This window comes from Faecalibacterium sp. IP-3-29 (genome assembly GCF_023347335.1).
Classification (GTDB): domain Bacteria; phylum Bacillota; class Clostridia; order Oscillospirales; family Ruminococcaceae; genus Faecalibacterium; species Faecalibacterium duncaniae.
Genome location: NZ_CP094471.1, coordinates 2,765,020 through 2,782,941 on the forward strand (window position 1 = coordinate 2,765,020; position 17,922 = coordinate 2,782,941).

Annotated in this window: 31 protein-coding genes; all 31 read right to left on the bottom strand. The window is 57.6% G+C overall.

The features are described from left to right. Window positions 1-84: 84 nt before the first annotated feature. The gene (gene rpsD, locus MTP40_RS13165) at window positions 85-687 is read right to left on the bottom strand and encodes a 30S ribosomal protein S4 (protein WP_005934893.1); all 603 of its coding nucleotides are present in this window, start codon (window positions 685-687) and stop codon (window positions 85-87) included. 20 nt (window positions 688-707) lie between these two features. Next, window positions 708-1,118 carry a 30S ribosomal protein S11 gene (gene rpsK, locus MTP40_RS13170; RefSeq protein ID WP_005934894.1) on the bottom strand — a complete coding sequence of 137 codons (411 nt, stop codon included), beginning with the start codon at window positions 1,116-1,118 and terminating at the stop codon, window positions 708-710. A gap of 14 nt (window positions 1,119-1,132) precedes the next feature. Next, window positions 1,133-1,504 carry a 30S ribosomal protein S13 gene (gene rpsM / locus MTP40_RS13175; protein ID WP_005937976.1) on the bottom strand — a complete coding sequence of 124 codons (372 nt, stop codon included), beginning with the start codon at window positions 1,502-1,504 and terminating at the stop codon, window positions 1,133-1,135. An 81-nt stretch (window positions 1,505-1,585) separates the two neighbouring features. After that, window positions 1,586-1,699, bottom strand: coding sequence for a 50S ribosomal protein L36 (gene rpmJ, locus MTP40_RS13180; RefSeq protein ID WP_005921832.1), 114 nt, complete (start codon window positions 1,697-1,699; stop codon window positions 1,586-1,588). A 35-nt stretch (window positions 1,700-1,734) separates the two neighbouring features. Beyond that, window positions 1,735-1,986 (bottom strand): translation initiation factor IF-1, encoded by a 252-nt coding sequence (gene infA, locus MTP40_RS13185; protein ID WP_005937979.1) that lies wholly within the window; start codon window positions 1,984-1,986, stop codon window positions 1,735-1,737. Window positions 1,987-2,369: 383 nt separating this feature from the next. Next, complete coding sequence (gene map / locus MTP40_RS13190) at window positions 2,370-3,161, bottom strand: type I methionyl aminopeptidase (RefSeq protein ID WP_249259515.1); 792 nt, start codon at window positions 3,159-3,161, stop codon at window positions 2,370-2,372. Window positions 3,162-3,163: 2 nt separating this feature from the next. Next, window positions 3,164-3,796, bottom strand: coding sequence for an adenylate kinase (locus MTP40_RS13195; protein WP_249259516.1), 633 nt, complete (start codon window positions 3,794-3,796; stop codon window positions 3,164-3,166). 141 nt (window positions 3,797-3,937) lie between these two features. After that, window positions 3,938-5,233 carry a preprotein translocase subunit SecY gene (gene secY / locus MTP40_RS13200; RefSeq protein ID WP_097771299.1) on the bottom strand — a complete coding sequence of 432 codons (1,296 nt, stop codon included), beginning with the start codon at window positions 5,231-5,233 and terminating at the stop codon, window positions 3,938-3,940. Between the two features lies 1 nt (window position 5,234). Then, window positions 5,235-5,675, bottom strand: a complete 441-nt coding sequence (gene rplO, locus MTP40_RS13205; protein WP_005934902.1) for a 50S ribosomal protein L15 — start codon at window positions 5,673-5,675, stop codon at window positions 5,235-5,237. A 20-nt stretch (window positions 5,676-5,695) separates the two neighbouring features. Next, a complete protein-coding gene (gene rpmD / locus MTP40_RS13210) occupies window positions 5,696-5,881 on the bottom strand; it encodes a 50S ribosomal protein L30 (protein ID WP_005934904.1) in 186 nt (61 codons plus the stop codon). A gap of 14 nt (window positions 5,882-5,895) precedes the next feature. Then, window positions 5,896-6,396 (bottom strand): 30S ribosomal protein S5, encoded by a 501-nt coding sequence (rpsE, locus tag MTP40_RS13215; protein WP_097771300.1) that lies wholly within the window; start codon window positions 6,394-6,396, stop codon window positions 5,896-5,898. 19 nt (window positions 6,397-6,415) lie between these two features. After that, complete coding sequence (gene rplR, locus MTP40_RS13220) at window positions 6,416-6,775, bottom strand: 50S ribosomal protein L18 (protein WP_005934906.1); 360 nt, start codon at window positions 6,773-6,775, stop codon at window positions 6,416-6,418. 18 nt (window positions 6,776-6,793) lie between these two features. Further along, window positions 6,794-7,345, bottom strand: coding sequence for a 50S ribosomal protein L6 (gene rplF / locus MTP40_RS13225; RefSeq protein WP_156067074.1), 552 nt, complete (start codon window positions 7,343-7,345; stop codon window positions 6,794-6,796). A 17-nt stretch (window positions 7,346-7,362) separates the two neighbouring features. After that, complete coding sequence (gene rpsH, locus MTP40_RS13230; RefSeq protein ID WP_005934908.1) at window positions 7,363-7,761, bottom strand: 30S ribosomal protein S8; 399 nt, start codon at window positions 7,759-7,761, stop codon at window positions 7,363-7,365. 109 nt (window positions 7,762-7,870) lie between these two features. Beyond that, on the bottom strand, window positions 7,871-8,056 hold the full coding sequence (locus tag MTP40_RS13235; protein ID WP_005921866.1) for a type Z 30S ribosomal protein S14: 186 nt from the start codon (window positions 8,054-8,056) through the stop codon (window positions 7,871-7,873). A 16-nt stretch (window positions 8,057-8,072) separates the two neighbouring features. Next, entirely contained in the window at window positions 8,073-8,621 is a 549-nt protein-coding gene (rplE, locus tag MTP40_RS13240; RefSeq protein ID WP_005934909.1) for a 50S ribosomal protein L5, read from the bottom strand. Between the two features lie 18 nt (window positions 8,622-8,639). Beyond that, entirely contained in the window at window positions 8,640-8,954 is a 315-nt protein-coding gene (rplX, locus tag MTP40_RS13245; RefSeq protein ID WP_005934911.1) for a 50S ribosomal protein L24, read from the bottom strand. A gap of 13 nt (window positions 8,955-8,967) precedes the next feature. Beyond that, entirely contained in the window at window positions 8,968-9,336 is a 369-nt protein-coding gene (gene rplN / locus MTP40_RS13250) for a 50S ribosomal protein L14 (RefSeq protein ID WP_005921875.1), read from the bottom strand. 43 nt (window positions 9,337-9,379) lie between these two features. Next, window positions 9,380-9,637, bottom strand: a complete 258-nt coding sequence (rpsQ, locus tag MTP40_RS13255; protein WP_005921877.1) for a 30S ribosomal protein S17 — start codon at window positions 9,635-9,637, stop codon at window positions 9,380-9,382. A 12-nt stretch (window positions 9,638-9,649) separates the two neighbouring features. Next, window positions 9,650-9,835: a 50S ribosomal protein L29 gene (rpmC, locus tag MTP40_RS13260; RefSeq protein ID WP_005934912.1), complete on the bottom strand. Its 186-nt coding sequence runs from the start codon at window positions 9,833-9,835 to the stop codon at window positions 9,650-9,652. Next, complete coding sequence (gene rplP / locus MTP40_RS13265) at window positions 9,825-10,265, bottom strand: 50S ribosomal protein L16 (protein WP_005934913.1); 441 nt, start codon at window positions 10,263-10,265, stop codon at window positions 9,825-9,827. Before rplP ends, rpmC begins: the two co-directional genes overlap by 11 nt. Next, window positions 10,265-10,969 carry a 30S ribosomal protein S3 gene (gene rpsC, locus MTP40_RS13270; RefSeq protein ID WP_005934914.1) on the bottom strand — a complete coding sequence of 235 codons (705 nt, stop codon included), beginning with the start codon at window positions 10,967-10,969 and terminating at the stop codon, window positions 10,265-10,267. Before rpsC ends, rplP begins: the two co-directional genes overlap by 1 nt. A 12-nt stretch (window positions 10,970-10,981) precedes the next feature. Continuing rightward, window positions 10,982-11,317, bottom strand: coding sequence for a 50S ribosomal protein L22 (gene rplV / locus MTP40_RS13275; protein ID WP_005921882.1), 336 nt, complete (start codon window positions 11,315-11,317; stop codon window positions 10,982-10,984). Window positions 11,318-11,335: 18 nt separating this feature from the next. After that, complete coding sequence (rpsS, locus tag MTP40_RS13280; protein WP_005934915.1) at window positions 11,336-11,602, bottom strand: 30S ribosomal protein S19; 267 nt, start codon at window positions 11,600-11,602, stop codon at window positions 11,336-11,338. Window positions 11,603-11,619: 17 nt separating this feature from the next. Beyond that, complete coding sequence (rplB, locus tag MTP40_RS13285; RefSeq protein ID WP_097771302.1) at window positions 11,620-12,450, bottom strand: 50S ribosomal protein L2; 831 nt, start codon at window positions 12,448-12,450, stop codon at window positions 11,620-11,622. Window positions 12,451-12,528: 78 nt separating this feature from the next. Beyond that, window positions 12,529-12,825, bottom strand: coding sequence for a 50S ribosomal protein L23 (gene rplW, locus MTP40_RS13290; RefSeq protein ID WP_005934919.1), 297 nt, complete (start codon window positions 12,823-12,825; stop codon window positions 12,529-12,531). Then, window positions 12,825-13,448: a 50S ribosomal protein L4 gene (gene rplD, locus MTP40_RS13295; RefSeq protein WP_005934920.1), complete on the bottom strand. Its 624-nt coding sequence runs from the start codon at window positions 13,446-13,448 to the stop codon at window positions 12,825-12,827. Before rplD ends, rplW begins: the two co-directional genes overlap by 1 nt. A 14-nt stretch (window positions 13,449-13,462) precedes the next feature. Continuing rightward, window positions 13,463-14,095 carry a 50S ribosomal protein L3 gene (gene rplC / locus MTP40_RS13300; protein WP_097771303.1) on the bottom strand — a complete coding sequence of 211 codons (633 nt, stop codon included), beginning with the start codon at window positions 14,093-14,095 and terminating at the stop codon, window positions 13,463-13,465. Between the two features lie 93 nt (window positions 14,096-14,188). Then, window positions 14,189-14,500 (bottom strand): 30S ribosomal protein S10, encoded by a 312-nt coding sequence (gene rpsJ / locus MTP40_RS13305; protein WP_005934923.1) that lies wholly within the window; start codon window positions 14,498-14,500, stop codon window positions 14,189-14,191. 584 nt (window positions 14,501-15,084) lie between these two features. Beyond that, window positions 15,085-16,842: an Rqc2 family fibronectin-binding protein gene (locus MTP40_RS13310; protein ID WP_249259517.1), complete on the bottom strand. Its 1,758-nt coding sequence runs from the start codon at window positions 16,840-16,842 to the stop codon at window positions 15,085-15,087. Between the two features lie 237 nt (window positions 16,843-17,079). Continuing rightward, window positions 17,080-17,856, bottom strand: a complete 777-nt coding sequence (locus MTP40_RS13315; protein ID WP_249259518.1) for a Nif3-like dinuclear metal center hexameric protein — start codon at window positions 17,854-17,856, stop codon at window positions 17,080-17,082. Between the last annotated feature and the right edge of the window lie 66 nt (window positions 17,857-17,922).

Sequence of the window (17,922 nt, forward strand, 5' to 3'; positions counted from 1 at the left end):
GTTGCCATCGGCCCATTATTAAATTCTTTTAAAAAGAATGCGAAAGGTCGCCATCCAGAAGGAAGGCCTCCCCTTCTTAATGGATTACTTGGAGTACAGCTCGACGATGAGGTGCTCTGCAACTTCGTAGTCGATGTCGCTGCGCTCGGGGAGCTTGGTCACAACACCCTTCAGGGTGCCGGCCTCACGGTTCAGCCAGGAAGGCAGAGCCACAACGGGAGCCTCGGGGCCAACGAGCTTTGCGAACTTAGCAGAAGAGCGGCTGGACTCACGGACCTCGATCACGTCACCGGCCTTGACCTGGTAGGAAGGAATGTTGACCTTCTTGCCATTGACGGTGAAGTGAGCGTGGCTCACCAGCTGACGAGCGTCGCGGCGGGTCTGAGCAAAGCCCAGGCGGAACACGACGTTGTCCAGACGGCACTCCATGATCTGGAGCAGGTTCTCACCGGTCTTGCCGGGGCGAGCCTCAGCACGCAGGTAAGCATTGTGGAACTGCTTCTCCAGAACGCCGTAGATAAACTTGACCTTCTGCTTCTCCTTCAGCTGAGATGCGTACTCAGACTGCTTCTTGCGGACATTGCCGTTGGAGTTGCGGGTGGTATTCTTCTTTGCATAGCCCATGACCGCAGGAGAAATGCCCAGGGCCTTGCAACGCTTTGCGATAGGCTGCGTATTCTTTGCCATAATTCAATTTCCTCCTTCGATCAGACACGACGGCGCTTCGGGGGACGGCAGCCGTTGTGGGGGATGGGAGTCACGTCCTTGATCAGGGTGACTTCCAGGCCGGTAGCCTGCAGCGCACGGATAGCGGACTCACGGCCAGCGCCGGGGCCCTTGACGTAGACTTCAACAGTCTTCATGCCATGCTCGATTGCAACCTTGGCTGCGGTCTCGGCAGCAGACTGGGCTGCGAACGGGGTGCTCTTACGGCTGCCACGGAAGTTCAGGGAGCCAGAGGAGCACCAGGACACTGCATTACCCTGCAGGTCGGTGATGGTAACGACAGTATTGTTGAAGGTAGACTGGATATGAGCCTGACCAGCAGCAATGTTCTTGCGCTCTTTCCGCTTCATGCGGACATTTGCGCCCTTCTTGGCGTTATTTGCACTTGCCATTTCTCAAATCCTCCTTACTTCTTCTTGTTAGCGACAGTGCGCTTGGGACCCTTGCAGGTACGTGCATTGGTCTTGGTGCGCTGGCCGCGGCAGGGCAGATTCTTGCGATGGCGGGTGCCACGGAAGGACTGGATCTCAACCAGGCGCTTGATATCCAGAGCAACGTTGCGGCGCAGGTCGCCCTCAACGATGATGTTAGCCTGATCGATGTAGTCACGGATCTTAGCCTCTTCTTCCAGAGTCAGGTCCTTGACGCGGGTATCGGGGTTGATGCCAGTTGCTTCCAGGATCTTGTTCGCAGTGGTCTGACCGATACCGTAAACGTAGGTGAGACCCACCTGAACGCGCTTCTCGCGGGGCAGGTCAACGCCGGCAATACGTGCCATAGTAGTATCCTCCAAAATCATCCCATGTCAGTGTCGGGGTCTGCGCCGGGACTCTACGCACTTGACCCCCAGGCGCCCGAATTAGCCCTGGCGCTGCTTATGCTTGGGGTTCTGGCAGATGACCATCACGCGGCCTTTGCGGCGGATGACCTTGCACTTTTCGCAGATGGGTTTCACGGAAGGCTTGACCTTCATGATGTTGAACCTCCTTTTGGTTGATGCCCTGGCACTTATTTGGAGCGCCAGGTGATGCGGCCCTTTGACAAGTCATAGGGCGACATTTCTACGGTAACCTTGTCCCCGGGCAGGATACGGATGAAATTGGTCCGCAGCTTGCCGGAGATGTGCGCTAAGAGGATGTGCCCGCTGGGAGTGAGCTTCCCGGTGTTCTTATCCTCGCTCAACATTTCCACCTTAAAGATGGCGTTGGGCATGGCTTCACGCACGATGCCTTCGATCTCGATAACGTCTTCTTTAGACAAGCTATTTGCCTCCTCATTGGATCTGCTCAGTTTGCCATGAATTGACGGACAGGCGGCGATAACCGCCACATACTTCTTCTCCTGCGGCACAAAATCCGCAAAGTGGGCAGAAAATCCCTGTCCACCGAGAAAGTATCTGGCTGTCACGGCCATTTATAGATTATACACCTTTTGTAATGGATTTGCAAGTGTTTTTTCCGTATTTCCGATAAAAAATTCTCGCATTTTCAAACCGGCCGTTTCCCCGCCCCGGTTTTGCGCTTCTCCACCGGGAAGATGAAAATTTTTCACCAAAACTTGTCAGAATTGCACAAAGGACCTGCTCCGGACGCAAAAAGGCCTCCCGTTTCCGGGAGGCCCTGGGGGATGCTGTGCCGGTTTGCTTACTTCAGGCAAAAGGTCTCGGGATCAAAATCGGGATCATCCCAGAAGCGGGTCATGATCTCGGTGCGGTCCTTCAGGATCGCGTTCGAGTGCTCGAAGTGCGCTGCCAGACCGCCGTCCTTGGTCTTGACCGTCCAGCCGTCTTTGGCCTGGGTGATCTTGCAGTCGTACTGGCAGATCATAGGCTCAATGGCAATGGTCATGCCGGGCACAAGGCGGGGGCCGCGGCCCTGATGGCCGTAGTTGGGCACCTCGGGGTCCTCGTGCAGTTCACGGCCGGTGCCGTGGCCCACGAACTCCCGGACCACGGAGAAACCTGCGTCCTCACAGTAGCTCTGCACCGCATAGCCGATATCACCGATGCGGTTGCCGGCCTTTGCCTGCTCGATGCCCTTGTACAGGGCTGCCTTGGTCACATCCAGCAGGCGCTGTGCTTCCAGGTCGATCTTGCCCACCGCATAGGTGCAGGCGTTGTCGCCGTTGAAGCCATCGACCTTTGCACCGGTGTCGATGCTGACGATGTCGCCCGGGCGGATGACGATATCATGCGACGGGATGCCATGGATGATGGTATCATTCAGGCTGATGCAGGCCGTTCCCGGGAAACCGTACAGTCCCTTGAAGTTGGGGGTACCGCCGTGCTTTACGATGAAATCGTAGATCAGCTTATCCAGTTCCCAGGTGGTCATGCCAGCCTCAATGTGCTGGCCGCCGTACTTCAGGGCAGCTGCGCTCAGGGCATTGGCCCTGCGCATTCCGTCCAGTTCTTTCGCATTCTTGATTTGGATCACGATTATGCCTCCAGTGCTTTCATCACTTCAGCGGTCGTCTCCTCGATGGAGGGGCAGAAGGGGATCACGGCCAGCTTGCCGCGCTCACGGTAGAATGCCACCAGCGGCTCGGTCTGCTCGTGGTAAGCCTTCAGGCGATCCAGAACGGTAGCGAGCTGGTCGTCCTTGCGGATGACGGTCTTGCCGCCGCACAGGTCGCACACGCCCTCGACCTTGCTCTTCTTGTTGATGATGTGGTAGCTTGCGCCGCACTTCTCGCAGACGCGGCGGCCGCTCATCCGCTCCACGATGACATCGTCCGCCACAGACAGCTCCAGCACCTTGTCGATGCGGATGCCCATGGTCTCGATGGCCTCGGCCTGAGCGATGGTGCGGGGCACGCCGTCCAGGATGAAACCGTTGGCGCAGTCGTCCTGTGCCAGGCGTTCCTTCAGGATGCCGATGATGACCTCATCGGGCACCAGAGCGCCAGCGTCCATGAAGCTCTTTGCCTTCAGGCCCATCTCGGTGCCTTCCTTGACAGCAGCGCGCAGGATGTTGCCGGTGCTGATGGAGGGGATGTTCAGCTTTGCGCAGATGATCTCGGCCTGGGTGCCTTTGCCCGCGCCGGGTGCGCCTAACAGAATCAGATTCATAGGTATTCTTCCTTTCTTCTATCAAAGGAGCCTTTTTTGATGTTTGAAGGAACTAACGCCCCTTCAAAGCAAAAAAGCACTGAAAAGTACGAGCATGCTCCCCTTTCCAGTGCTTTCTCACATCAGTGCTTTTGTTTTAGATCAACCAAGGAAACCCTTGTGGTTGCGCATCGTCATAAAGCTGTCGAGGCTGCGGGTGGTATCAAGTGCCACACCAACCACGATCAGCAGGCTGGTACCGCCCAGCTGGATGCTCATACCGGTCAGGTTGCCCAGAATGATCGGCAGTACAGCCACCGCAGCCAGGAAGATGGCACCCATGAGGGTGATCTTATTCAGGGTGCGGGTCAGGAAATCGCTGGTCGGCTTGCCGGGACGGAAGCCGGGGATCGAGCCGTTGTTGCGGCGCAGATTGTTGGCGATCTCAACGGGGTTGTACTGGATGGCCACATAGAAGTAGTTGAAGGCCAGGATCAGCAGCAGGTAGATCACGATGTAGAGCAGCGACGTGTAGTTGAAGGTATGGAAGAAAGCATACCAGAACGGATGTGCTGCCTGATCGATCTGCAGGAAGCTGCCGATGGTGCCGGGGATCGAAACCATCGCGGAAGCGAAGATGATGGGCATCACGCCGCTCATGTTCAGCTTCAGGGGCAGGTAGCTGTTCTGCCCGCCCATCTGCTTGCGGCCCACCACACGCTTGGCATACTGGATGGTGATGCGGCGCTCAGCGTTGGTCATAACAACGATGAACACGATCACCACCAGTGCCAGAACCAGCAGCAGGGGCAGCAGGATATAGAACCGGGTCTCGCCTGCAGCGGCGCGGGTCAGCAGACCCGTGACGGTGGTGTAGACACCGGACCAGTTGGAAACGATCGAGGAGAAGATCAACAGGGAGATACCGTTGCCGATACCCTTGTCGTCGATCTGCTCACCACACCAGGTGATCAGCTGCGCACCTGCGGTAAAGGTGGCAATGATGACAACAGCGGTAAAGATACCAGCCGCGCCGCTGGTGTACTTCAGTGCGCCCATATTGCGGATCACGAAGTAGTAGCCGAGGCTCATCACCAGAGCGATGACACCGCCGACATACCGGGTGATCTGCTGCATCTTCTGCTGGCCGTCGGCTTCCTTCGCCATGTTTTCCAGGGCGGGGATCGCAACGGTGAGCAGCTGCACAATGATGGAAGCGTTGATATAAGGCGTCACACCTAACGCGAAGAGTGTGCACCGAGACAGGGCACCACCGCTCATCATATCGAGATACGAGAGCATATTGCCGTTGGAGAACATCTGGTTCAGTGCAGAACCGGTGATGAACGGAACGGGGATGGCGCTGCCCAGACGATACACCACGAGGATCGCCAGCGTGAACAGGAGACGATTTTTAAGCTCGGGAATCTTCCATGCGTTACGGAATGTCTGGAACACCTTACATCACCTCAGCCTTTCCGCCTGCCTTCTCGATTTTCTCTTTGGCAGAAGCGGAATAGGCTGCGGCCTTGACGGTCAGAGCCTTGGTCAGCTCGCCGTTGCCCAGGACCTTAACACCGTCCAGAGTCTTCTTGACCAGACCCTTTGCCTTCAGAGCCTCGGTGTCAACGACATCGCCAGCGTTGAAAGCTGCTTCCAGGTCAGCCACGTTAACAATGGCGTACTGGGTAGCAAAGATGTTGTTAAAGCCAACCTTCGGCAGGCGGCGTGCCAGAGGCATCTGGCCGCCCTCGAAACCAGCGTGCTTCACGCCGGAACGGGCCTTCTGGCCCTTGCTGCCGAAACCGGCAGTCTTGCCATTGCCGGAGCCAATGCCGCGGCCCTTGCGGGTCACAGCCTTGTTTGCACCGGGAATAGCGTGCAGTTCATGAAGTTTCATTATGCGTATACCCCCTGCTATTAGGCTTCGGTGACGCTGAGCATAAAGCCGATCTTTGCGATCTTGCCCTGCGTAGCGGCATTGTCAGGCTGAACGGTAACGTCGCCCGGCTTCTTCAGGCCCAGGGCCTCAGCGGTAGCGATCTGCTTAGCGCCGCGGCCGATCAGGCTCTTCTTCAGCTCGATCTTGAGCATCTTATCTGCCATGGTTTGTTACCTCCTTAACCCAGAATCTCACTCACGGTCTTGCCGCGCTTCTCAGCGACGGACTCCGCGCTGACCAGGCCGCACAGACCTGCGAAGGTAGCAGAAACAACGTTGATGGGGTTGTTGGAACGCATAGACTTCGCACGGATGTCCTTGATGCCAGCAGCCTCAATGACGGCACGCACAGGGCCGCCGGCGATCATGCCGGTACCGGGTGCAGCCGGCTTGAGCAGAACGGCACCTGCGCCGTACTTGCCGACGATCTCGTGGGGGATGGTGGTGCCCTTCAGGGCAACCTTGTGCATGTTCTTCTTTGCAGCAGCCTCGCCCTTGCGGATTGCCTCAGGCACTTCGCCAGACTTGCCGATGCCATAACCGATGGTGCCCTTGCCGTCGCCCACGACAACCAGAGCGGCAAACTTCATGATGCGGCCGCCCTTGACAGTCTTGGAAACGCGGTTGATGGAGACAACCTTGGTGATCATGCCGTCGTCTTCACGGTTTCTCATAGCCATAATGTGTTTCCTCCTCTCATTACAGCTTCAGGCCGCCCTCACGGGCGCCATCAGCCAGGGCCTTAACACGGCCATGATAAACGTAGCCACCACGGTCGAACACGACCTCGGTGATGCCCTTTTCCAGAGCCTTTGCTGCGACCTTCTTGCCGATCTCAGCTGCGGCCTCGACGTTGCCGCCGAAACCATTGAAGTCCTTGTCCATAGTGGATGCAGACACCAGGGTCACGCCCTGCTCATCATCGATGATCTGAGCGTAAATGTGCTTGGCGGAGCGGAAAACATCCAGACGGGGACGTGCTGCGGTGCCGCTGATCTTGTTGCGAACGCGGCGATGACGACGAAGACGAGCTTCGTTCTTGTCGATCTGCTTAACCATTGTCTTTCACTCCTTACCTTATTTCTTGCCCTTGCCGGCCTTGCCTTCTTTGTGCTTGACAACCTCGCCCACATAGCGGATGCCCTTGCCCTTGTAGGGTTCAGGCGGCTTCTTGGCGCGGATCTCGGCGGCGTACTGGCCCACCTTCTGCTTGTCAATACCGGTAACAGAGAAGTGGTTGGGGTCCTGCCACACGATGGTGCAGTCCTCGGTATCGGGGACATTCACCTGGTGGGAGAAGCCCAGGTTCATAACCAGGTTGGAGCCCTGCTTCTGGCAGCGCAGGCCAACGCCCACGATCTCCAGCTTCTTCTCGTAGCCGTTCACAACACCGTTGACCATGTTAGCGATGTTGGTACGGGTCAGGCCGTGCAGGCTGCGGGCCTGGGGATCGTCATTGGGGCGGGTAACCAGAACTTCATTGCCCTCGACCTTAACGGTCATCAGGGGGTGGAAGTTGGAATTCAGGCTGCCCTTGGGGCCCTTGACAGCGACGGTGTGTGCTGCTTCATCAACAGTAACAGTGACGCCGGCAGGAATGACGATGGGTTTTCTTCCAATTCTCGACATTGTCTTTTACCCCTTTCTTACCACACAAAGGCCAGGACCTCGCCGCCAACGTGCGCAGCACGAGCAGCCTTATCGGTCATAATGCCCTTAGAGGTGGAAATGATTGCGGTGCCCAGGCCCTTCATGACCTTCGGCATATCCTCGCAGTTGGTGTAGATGCGCAGGCCGGGCTTGGACACGCGGCGCAGGCCAGCGATAACGGGCTCGCCGTTAGCCTGGTACTTCAGGGTGACAACGATGGTACCCTGAACGGTGTCGTTCTTCACCTGCATGCCCTTGATGTAGCCCTCGTCAACCAGAATCTGGCAGATAGCCTTCTTCATGTTGGAAGCGGGGATCTCCACAGAAGGGTGTTTGGCAGTGCTAGCGTTGCGGATGCGAGTCAGCAGGTCCGCGATAGGATCAGTAATCTGCATGTGCCACTAACCTCCTTAGATTAGCTCTCATTTGTTTTATAATGATACCGCCCCGAAACATGCTTGCCCCGGGGCGGATATCCGACATTCTATCCAGCCCTCTGGCAAATTACCAGGAAGCCTTCTTCACGCCCGGGATCTCGCCCTTGTAGGCCAGCTCACGGAAGCACACACGGCACACGCCGTACTTGCGCAGCACGGAGTGGGGGCGGCCGCAGATGCGGCAGCGGGTGTATGCACGGGTAGAGAACTTAGCAGGACGAGACTGCTTCAGCTTCATAGACAGTTTAGCCATTGTATCAATCTCCTCCTTAGTTATTCTCGGTAGCGAACGGAGCGCCCAGAGCCTTCAGCAGCTCCTTGCCCTCTTCGTCGGTCTTAGCGGTGGTAACAAAGCAGACATCCATGCCGCGGACTGCATCGACCTTATCAAAGTCGATCTCGGGGAAGATGATCTGCTCCTTGATGCCGCATGCAAAGTTGCCGCGGCCGTCAAAGCCGTTGCCGTTGATGCCGCGGAAGTCGCGGACACGGGGCAGAGCGACGTTGAAGAAACGATCGACAAACTCGTACATACGCTCACCACGCAGGGTGACCTTGCAGCCGATGGGAGTGCCCTGGCGCAGCTTGAAGTTAGCAACGCTCTTCTTGGCACGGCAGACGACTGCCTTCTGGCCAGTGATCTGGCCCAGATCCTTCATAACAGCTTCCAGGATCTTCTCGTTGTCCTTGGCTTCGCCGCAGGCAACGTTGATGACGACCTTGTCCAGCTTGGGGATCTGCATAACGCTCTTGTAACCGAACTTAGAGTTCAGAGCAGGAGCAATTTCATTGACATACTGTTCTTTCAAACGAGCCATTGTTCCTTACTCCTTTCCTTACAGCTCAGCGCCGCACTTCTTGCAGACGCGGACCATCTTACCGTCCTTCTCGACATGGCCCACGCGCACGGCCTTGCCGCACTTGGGGCAGATGGGCATGACCTTGGATGCGTACATAGCACCCTCAGCCTTCACGATGCCGCCCTGCTCGCCCTGACGACGAGGCTTGACGTGCTTGGTAACCATGTTCTGGCCCTCAACGATGACCTTGTTCTCAGAGGGGCTGACCTGCAGGACCTTACCAGTGTGGCCCTTGTCCTTGCCGCTGATGATCATAACGTTGTCGCCGGTTTTAACATGAAGATTATTCATTTTTAAAACCTCCTTACAGCGATTCCGGAGCCAGGCTCAGGATCTTGGTGTAGCCGGCATCACGCAGCTCGCGAGCAACAGGTCCAAAGATACGGGTACCCTTGGGGTTCTTGTCGGCCATAACGATAACGGCGGCGTTCTCATCAAAACGGATGTAGGAACCGTCGTCGCGGCGCACGCCATGCTTGCTGCGCACGATGACAGCCTTGACGACGTCGCCCTTCTTAACGGAGCCGCCGGGGGCTGCCTTCTTGACAGAGCAGACCACGACGTCACCAATGTTTGCGTATCTCTTGCGGGTGCCGCCCAGCACACGGAAGCACATCAGCTCCTTGGCACCGGTGTTGTCGGCAACTTTGAGATAAGTTTGCATCTGAACCATTTCAGATATCTCCTTTCAAACTGTTCAAAGCAGCGGGCAAAGATTACTTTGCCTTCTCAACGATACGGACCAGGCGCCAGCGCACATCCTTGCTCAGGGGGCGGCACTCCATGATCTCAACACGGTCACCGATACCGCACTCGTTCTGCTCGTCACGAGCCTTGAACTTCACGGTACGCTTCAGGATCTTCTTGTACAGGGGGTGCTGCACGCTATCCTTAACGGCAACCACGATGGTCTTATCCATCTTGTCGGACACGACAACGCCGACGCGGGTCTTTCTCAGATTACGTTCTTCCATCGTTTAACCTCCTTACTGCTTCTCAGCCAGAACGGTCATCACGCGGGCGATGTCCTTCTTGACTGCGTCGATGCGGCCGGGGTTCTCCAGCTGGTTGATGGCATGCTGGAAGCGCAGGTTAAACAGCTCAGCCTTCAGGTCGACCAGCTTGCTGGTCAGCTCTGCGGTCTGCATTTCGCGGAGTTCATTAGCCTTCATTGGTGCCATCCTCCTTCACGGAGTCCTCACGGACTGCAAATTTGCACTTGATGGGCAGCTTGTGCATAGCCAGGCGCAGAGCCTCGCGGGCAGTTGCCTCATCGACATCTGCCAGCTCGAACAGAACGCGGCCGGGCTTAACGACAGCAACCCAGTACTCGGGAGAGCCTTTACCGGAACCCATGCGGGTCTCAGCGGGCTTCTCGGTAACGGGCTTATCGGGGAAAATCTTGATCCACACCTTGCCGCCACGCTTGATGTAACGAGTCATGGCAACACGAGCAGCCTCGATCTGGGTGGAAGAGATCCATGCCGGCTCCAGAGCAACAAGGCCGTACTGGCCCTGGCACACCACGTTGCCGCGGGTAGCCTTGCCGGTCATGCGGCCGCGCTGAACGCGGCGGTACTTAACACGCTTAGGCAGTAACATTACTTGTTGCCTCCTTCCTTCTTCTGAGCGGTCTTAGCGCTCTTCAGGACCTCGCCCTTGTAGACCCACACCTTAACGCCGATGCGGCCGTAGGTGGTAGCAGCCTCAGCAAAGCCGTAGTCGATGTCGGCACGCAGGGTCTGCAGGGGGATGGTGCCCTCGTGATAGCTCTCAGTACGAGCGATATCAGCGCCGCCCAGACGGCCGGAGCACATAGCCTTGATGCCCTTAGCGGGAACGGTGGAACGATCGCGGGGGCTCATAGCATTGCGCATGCACTGCTTCATGGCACGGCGGAAGGTCACACGGTTCTCCAGCTGACGAGCGATGTCCTCAGCAACCAGCTGTGCGTTGGTGGAAGCGCTCTTGACCTCGATGACATTGACGATCACAGTCTTGCCATACTCCTTGGTCAGCTTGTTCTGCAGAGCAACGCGCTCCTCACCGCCCTTGCCGATGACCATGCCCGGCTTAGCGCAGTAGATGTTAACAGTCACGCGAGGAGCGGAAGTGGAAGGATCCACAGTACGCTCGATCTCGATCTTGGGGACACCAGCGTCCTTCAGCTGAGCCTTCAGCTCAGTGCGGATCTTGTGATCCTCGACGAGGTTATCGCTGAAATCCTTCTTGGAGGCAAACCAGCGGCTGTCCCAGTCTTTAATAACGCCGACACGAATGCCGTGCGGATTTACTTTCTGGCCCATTGTTTTCCCTCCTTACTCTTTCTCTTTCAGAACAACGGTCATGTGGCTGGTGCGCTTCAGGATGCGGTAGCCGCGGCCCTGTGCACGAGGCATCATGCGCTTCAGCGTGGGGCCGGGGCACACGTAGCACTCAGCAACGTACAGATTGTTCTTGTCCATATTGAAGTTGTTTTCCGCATTAGCGGCTGCAGACTTCACCAGCTTCAGAAGGGGCTCACAAGCGGCCTTCGGGGTGTACTGCAGGATTGCCAGCGCTTCGTCCAGGGGCTTGTTACGGATCAGGTCCATAACGATAGACACCTTACGGGGACTAATGCGGGCATAACGAAGAATTGCCCGAGCTTCCATGTTGTGTTCCTCCCTCTATTATTTAGAATTACCGGTGTGGCCCTTGAAGGTACGGGTGGGAACGAACTCACCCAGCTTGTGGCCAACCATGTCCTCAGTCACATACACAGGCACATGCTTGCGGCCGTCGTGAACGGCAAAGGTGTGACCAACGAATTCGGGGAAGATCGTGGAGGCGCGGCTCCAGGTCTTGATGACCTGCTTCTTGCCGGAAGCGTTCATTGCTTCAACGTGCTTCAGAAGAGCAGCCTGGACGAAAGGTCCTTTTTTAATGCTTCTACCCATTGTCTTAAACTCCTCTCTTACTTACCTGCACGCTTCACGATGAGCTTATCGGAGCGCTTATGATGCTTGCGAGTCTTGAGACCCAGAGCGGGCTTGCCCCAGGGAGTCATAGGACCGGAGTGACCAACAGGTGCGCGGCCCTCGCCACCGCCGTGGGGGTGGTCGCAGGGGTTCATAACGGTACCACGGCTGCCGGGACGAACGCCCATGTGGCGCTTACGGCCGGCCTTGCCCAGGTTGACGTTCTCGTGGTCGATGTTGGAAACCTGGCCCACAACTGCGGTGCAGTTCACGGGCACGTTGCGCATCTCACCGGAGGGCAGACGAACCAGAGCGTAGCCATTCTCCTTAGCCATCAGCTGAGCCATGTTGCCAGCGGAACGAACCAGCTGAGCGCCGCGGCCGGGATACAGCTCGATGTTGTGGATGATGGTACCAACGGGGATGTTCTCGAAGGGCAGGCAGTTGCCGGGCTTGATGTCGGCAGACTTGCTGCTGATGACCACATCGCCCACCTTCAGGCCATCGGGAGCAATGATGTAGCTCTTAACGCCATCGGTGTACTCGACCAGAGCGATGAATGCGCTGCGGTTCGGATCATACTCGAGAGTCTTGACGGTAGCGGGGATATCGGTCTTCTGACGCTTGAAGTCGATGACACGATACTTGGTGCGGTTGCCGCCGCCCTGGTGGCGGACGGTGATACGACCGGTGTTGTTGCGGCCGCTGTGCTTCTTCATGGGCTCCAGCAGGCTGCGCTCGGGAGCGACCTTGCTCAGGACGCTGTAATCCGTGACGGTCATGCCGCGGCGGCCCGGAGTAGTGGGGCCATACTTCTTGATAGCCATTGTGCTATTCTCCTTTGTTTATCTTATGAATTATTATCGGGGTCATATCCCCATAGAGGAACCCTCGGCGGGTTCGGTTTAGACCATGCTGTTGAAGAACTCGATTTCCTTGGAGTCCTTGGTCAGGGTCACGATTGCCTTCTTGGAAGCGGCAGTGTAACCAGCATGCATGCCCTGGCGGCGGAAGCGGCCACGCACGGAAATGGTGTTGACCTTAGCGACCTTAGCGCCGGGGAACAGGGTCTCGACAGCCTGAGCGATCTCGACCTTGGTGGCATCAGTAGCAACCTTGAAGGTGTACTTCTTATCAGCGATGCCAGCCATGGAGTTCTCGGTAATGACCGGCTTCAGGATGATATCATGTGCGGTTTTCATTAGCCAAGCACCTCCTCGAGCTTCTTCGCTGCGTCGACGCTGATGATCAGCTTGTCGGCGTTCAGCACATCGTAGGTGTTCACGCTGCCTGCAAAGGTGGTCTTGACACCGGCAATGTTGCCAGCGCTCTTGACGAACTTTGCATCGACGGTCTCGTTGACCAGCAGGTTCTTCTTGCCAGCGCCAACAGCGTTCAGCATTGCAACCACAGCCTTGGTCTTGTACTCGTCGCAGGTGAACTTATCAACAACGACCATGTTGCCATTGGCAGCCTTGTCAGACAGAACGCTCAGCAGAGCCAGGCGCTTGACCTTGTTGTTGATGTGGTAGTTGTAGCTGCGGGGCTTGGGGCCCAGAGCAACGCCGCCGTGAGTCCACTGGGGAGCACGGATGGAGCCCTGACGAGCGTGGCCGGTGCCCTTCTGACGCCAGGGCTTCTTGCCGCCGCCGGAAACTTCCATGCGGATCTTGGTGTTCTGGGTGCCCTGACGCTGGTTGGCCAGGAAGTTCACCACAGCAATGTGGACAGCCTTCTCGTTCGGGGTGATACCGAACACGGCGTCGGAAAGCTCGATCTCGCTAACGTGCTGACCGTTCATATCGACTACATTAAACTTTGCCATTGTAGCTTTCCTCCTTACGCCTTCACGCTGTTGGCCAGAGTGACGATGGTGCCCTTGGAGCCGGGAACCGCACCCTTGACAGCGATCAGATTGTTCTCGGTGTCAACCTTGACAACGGTCAGGTTCTGCACGGTGACCCGCACAAAGCCCATGTGACCGGGCAGGCGCTTGCCGGGGAACACACGAGAGGGGTTGGAAATAGCGCCCATAGAACCTGCATGACGAGCAACAGGGCCGGTGCCGTGGCTCTCACGCAGACGGTGCTGGCCAAAGCGCTTGATAACGCCCTGGTAGCCCTTGCCCTTGGAAACGCCTGCAACGTCAACCTTGTCGCCTGCTGCGAAGACATCAGCCTTCAGCACGTCGCCAACGTTCATTGCGGAAACATCTTCCAGACGGAACTCGCGCAGGGTCTTCTTGGGGGCAACGTTTGCCTTCTTGAAGTGACCTGCAGCTGCCTTGTTGACCTTCTTGGCGGAAACCTCGCCGAAGCCCAGCTGGACAGCCTGGTAACCATCGCTCTCGACGGTCTTCTTCTGCACCACGGTGCAGGGACCAGCCTCGATGACAGTTACGGGAATAACCTTGCCGTTCTCATCGAACAGCTGGGTCATACCGACTTTCTTGCCGATAATGCCTTTAACCATTTTCTTTTCCTCCTGTAAAGGTTATTGGTTGGCGGCGCACGTCACCGCCAACATGACCCCTCGGGAAACGAGGAGCATCGCTTGGATCAGCTGTTACAGCTTGATCTCGATGTCCACGCCAGCGGGGAGCTGGAGGCTCATCAGAGCCTCGACCGTCTTGTTGGACGGCTTCAGAATGTCGATCAGACGCTTATGAGTGCGGCTCTCGAACTGCTCGCGGCTATCCTTGTACTTGTGGGTAGCGCGCAGAACGGTAACGATCTCACGATCGGTGGGCAGGGGGATGGGGCCGGACACGCGGGCACCAGTGTGCTTTGCGGTCTCCACGATCTTCTCTGCTGCGGCATCGATCAGCTGAGCATCATAGCTCTGCAGACGGATTCTGATTTTCTCTTTGACTGCCATTGCTTACGCCTCCTGAAAAAATTGATTTTGCCCTAGGCGAGCCGATAAATTGCTCTACACAGTTCCGGGTGTTCCTCGATTTGGCACTAGAAAAACCGGTGAACCGCCTGGCAGTTCTCCCGGAGATATATTAGCAAATCAAATCCGAACATTGGTTCCACCCGTTTCGCAGGTTACCCCGCCGAGGGAACGTATTCCATCGCTGTCAGTAATTTTTTCGCCCGGTTCTAAGATCGGACATACTCCGCGGAAATAACCCATCACGACTATTGCCGGATGACAACCTCCCGCATCTACGCATATCGCTGGCCTGCACGACTTGTATCGCACAAGCCCTTTGCAGCCGAGAGATATTTTATCACATCTTCGTGCATTTGGCAAGTGTTTTTTCAAAAAAATCGTATTTTTCTTTTTTATTTTCTCCGCACGGTCTTTTGGCGCATTTTTTGTGCATTTTGCATACCGCGTTCCACGTTTTCGCGTGGAAAACTCCCCCGCCTCTCAGGATGCACCGGAATGGGGCGCTTTATACAAAAAGACCCTCTCCGTCAGGGCCCGCAGGCTTTGACGGAGAGGGTCATTCTTTACTTTTTCTGTTTCAGCTGTTCTTCCAGCCCATCCCGGGGCGTGATGTAGACGGTGGTGTACACCTCATACAGAACCATGCCGGGCTTTGCGCCGTTGGCTTTCCAGATGTTCTTCACCTCGGTGGTGTCTACCGCCACCTTGGCACCGGTCCCGGCCTTGTAGGCGCTGGAATAGATCACGGCCAGCTCGGCGGCCTCCTGCCGGGTGGTGTCCGGGATATCCTCGCCCCGGCTCATCACGACCACATGGCTGCCGGGAGCCTTCTGGACGTGGAACCAGAGGTCCTTGCCCCGGGCGGTGTGGAGGGTCAGCTTGTCGTTCTGGGCGTTGTTGCGGCCCACAAGAATTTCAAAGCCATCGCTGGAGGTAAAGCGCAGGAAGTCGGCAGGCTTCTGACGCTTGTCGCGCTGCTTGTAGTATTTCAGGTAGCCCTGACTCTTGAGCTCTGCCCGGATCTCGTTCAGTGCCGCCTCACCGGCGGCGGTCTCCACCTCATAGAGTACGGTTTCCAGATAGGCGATCTCCTTTTCCCCCTCTGCCAGCAGGTCTACCAGCATCCGGGCGGCGGTCTGTTTCTTCTTGTAGTTCTTGAAGAAGTTCTGGGCGTTCTGGCTGGGGCTAAACCGCAGGTCCAGCGGAATGGTCACTTCCCTGCCCTCGTCGTACCAGTTGGGCACGGTGATGCTCTTCATTCCCTTCTGGGCCATGTAGAGGTTAGCCGAGAGCAGCTCCCCGTAGAGCCGCAGCTTCTCGCTCTTGCCGCTGGCGGCCAGCTCCTCCTGCCGTGCGGCCTGCTTGCGGACCGCACGCTCGTACATGTTGTGCACGGCCTTGTGCAGCTCCTTGCTCTTGGTGCGCAGGCGCTCGGCGCGGTCCTTCTCGGCATAGTAGCCCTCGAGCAGGGCGTTGAAGGACGGCCACTCTTTTATAGTATAGGTATCGCCGTACTGCAGGGGCCGGAAGAAGGTGAACTCCACCGGCTTGCCGTCCGGGGCAGTCACGCTGCAGGGACAGCCGCCGTTGTGGTGGAGCTCCTTCAGCTCATCAATGGCGGCCATCAGCTTCCGCTTCTGCGCATCGTCCAGCTCGTTGGCCAGCAGGTGTTCCCCGTCGAAGGCGCGCCAGGCGGCTTCCCGGCAGACCACCGGGCCGACACCGGCCACGGTCTTGTTCAGGGCATCGGCCACAGGCAGATCCCGCTCACAGGCCGCCGCCACGATAGATGCGGCGCTCACCTGCAAAAAGTCGGGGCGGGCCGGTTTGGGCGGGATGGTGTAGGGCAGGCCCGGCAGCAGCTGCCGGACATCGCTGTCCTCAAAATCCACTCGCTTGAGGGCATCGATGATCTTGCCGTTCTGCACCAGCACCAGATTGGAGTAGCGGCCCATCAGCTCGGCGCAGAGGATGTTCTGCACCAGGTCACCCATCTCGTTGGTACACTGGAAGGTAAAGTACACGATGCGGTCACCCGGCTCCATCCGCACATCCAGCAGCTTGCCGCCGGTCAGATGCTTGCGCATCAGCATGCAGAAGGAGGGCGGTGTCTCGGGGTTCTCGAAGCTCTCCTCGGTCAGGCAGACCCGGGCCGAGCCGCTGCGTGCCGAGAGCAGCAGCGCATAGGTCTCGGTGCGGGTGCGCAGAGTCAGCACCAGTTCATCGCGGGTGGGTTCAAATATTTTTGCGATCTTCGCATCGGTCAGGGTCTGTTTCAGCTCCCCAGCCGTCAGCGCCAGCGTCGCGGCATCAAGTGCCATCTTATAATCACCTGTTTCTCTGATAGAATCTCTTATTCGTTTACGCAAAACGCTCCGGTTTTGCCAAGGGCTCCCCTACTAGGCAACGACGACGACCGCCGCCAGTGGCGGATGAAGGGAGGAGTTGTTGGGGCCGCGGCCAGCAGGACACGAGTGCAATCCTTTGCACGAAGTGGATGCTGGGAGCCGCAACCCGTATGCTGGCGCAAAGCGCCTGAGAGGTTTAATCCGTCTCCTTTATATATAAGTAAACGGATCTCTGTTCTCTCCGCTCACCCGCACCTCCAGCTCCGGGAACGCAGCGTGCAGACGGTCAGCGATGGCTGCACACACCGGGAACTCGGTGGCGTAGTGCCCCGCCGCCACCAGCGACAGCCCCAGACGCACGGCATCTATGGCCGCGTGGTGGTTGGCCTCGCCGGTCAGCAGACAGTCCGCCCCCACGGCAAGGGCATCCTCGAACATACTTCCGCCCGCGCCGCTGATGACCGCCAGCCGCTTTACGGTCCTGCCGGTATCTGCAAACTTGACCTGCACCGCAGGGCCGCTCCGGGGCCGGTTGCACCGCCCGCCCAGCACAGCCTGCGCCTTGCGGGCCAGCTCCGGCACCGTGATGGGCTCAACCTCGCCCACCCGGCCGCAGCCATCGGCAAACACTTCCCAGTCCCGCATCCCGAAGATGCCCGCCAGCACCTCGTTCACGCCGCCCTCGGCGGCATCCAGATTGGTGTGCATACAGATGGCAGAGATGCCCTTTTGCACCAGCTGGAAGGATACATCCCGGGGGGTCAGCTTTTTCAGCGGGCTGAAGATGACCGGGTGGTGGGACACGATGAGCTCGCAGCCCCCGGCCGCAGCTTCCTCCACCACCTCGGGGGTGATGTCCAGCGTTACCAGCACCCGGGACACCTCACGGCCGCAGCCCACCAGCAGGCCGGGGTTATCCCAGCTCTCTGCCAGTTCCAGCGGCGCATAGCGCTGCATTTCAGCGTAAATATCATTGGTTGTAGCCATAAAGCTGTACCTCCAATTTCAGCAGCCTCACCCTCTCCGTCATTGCTGCGCAATGCCACCTCTCCC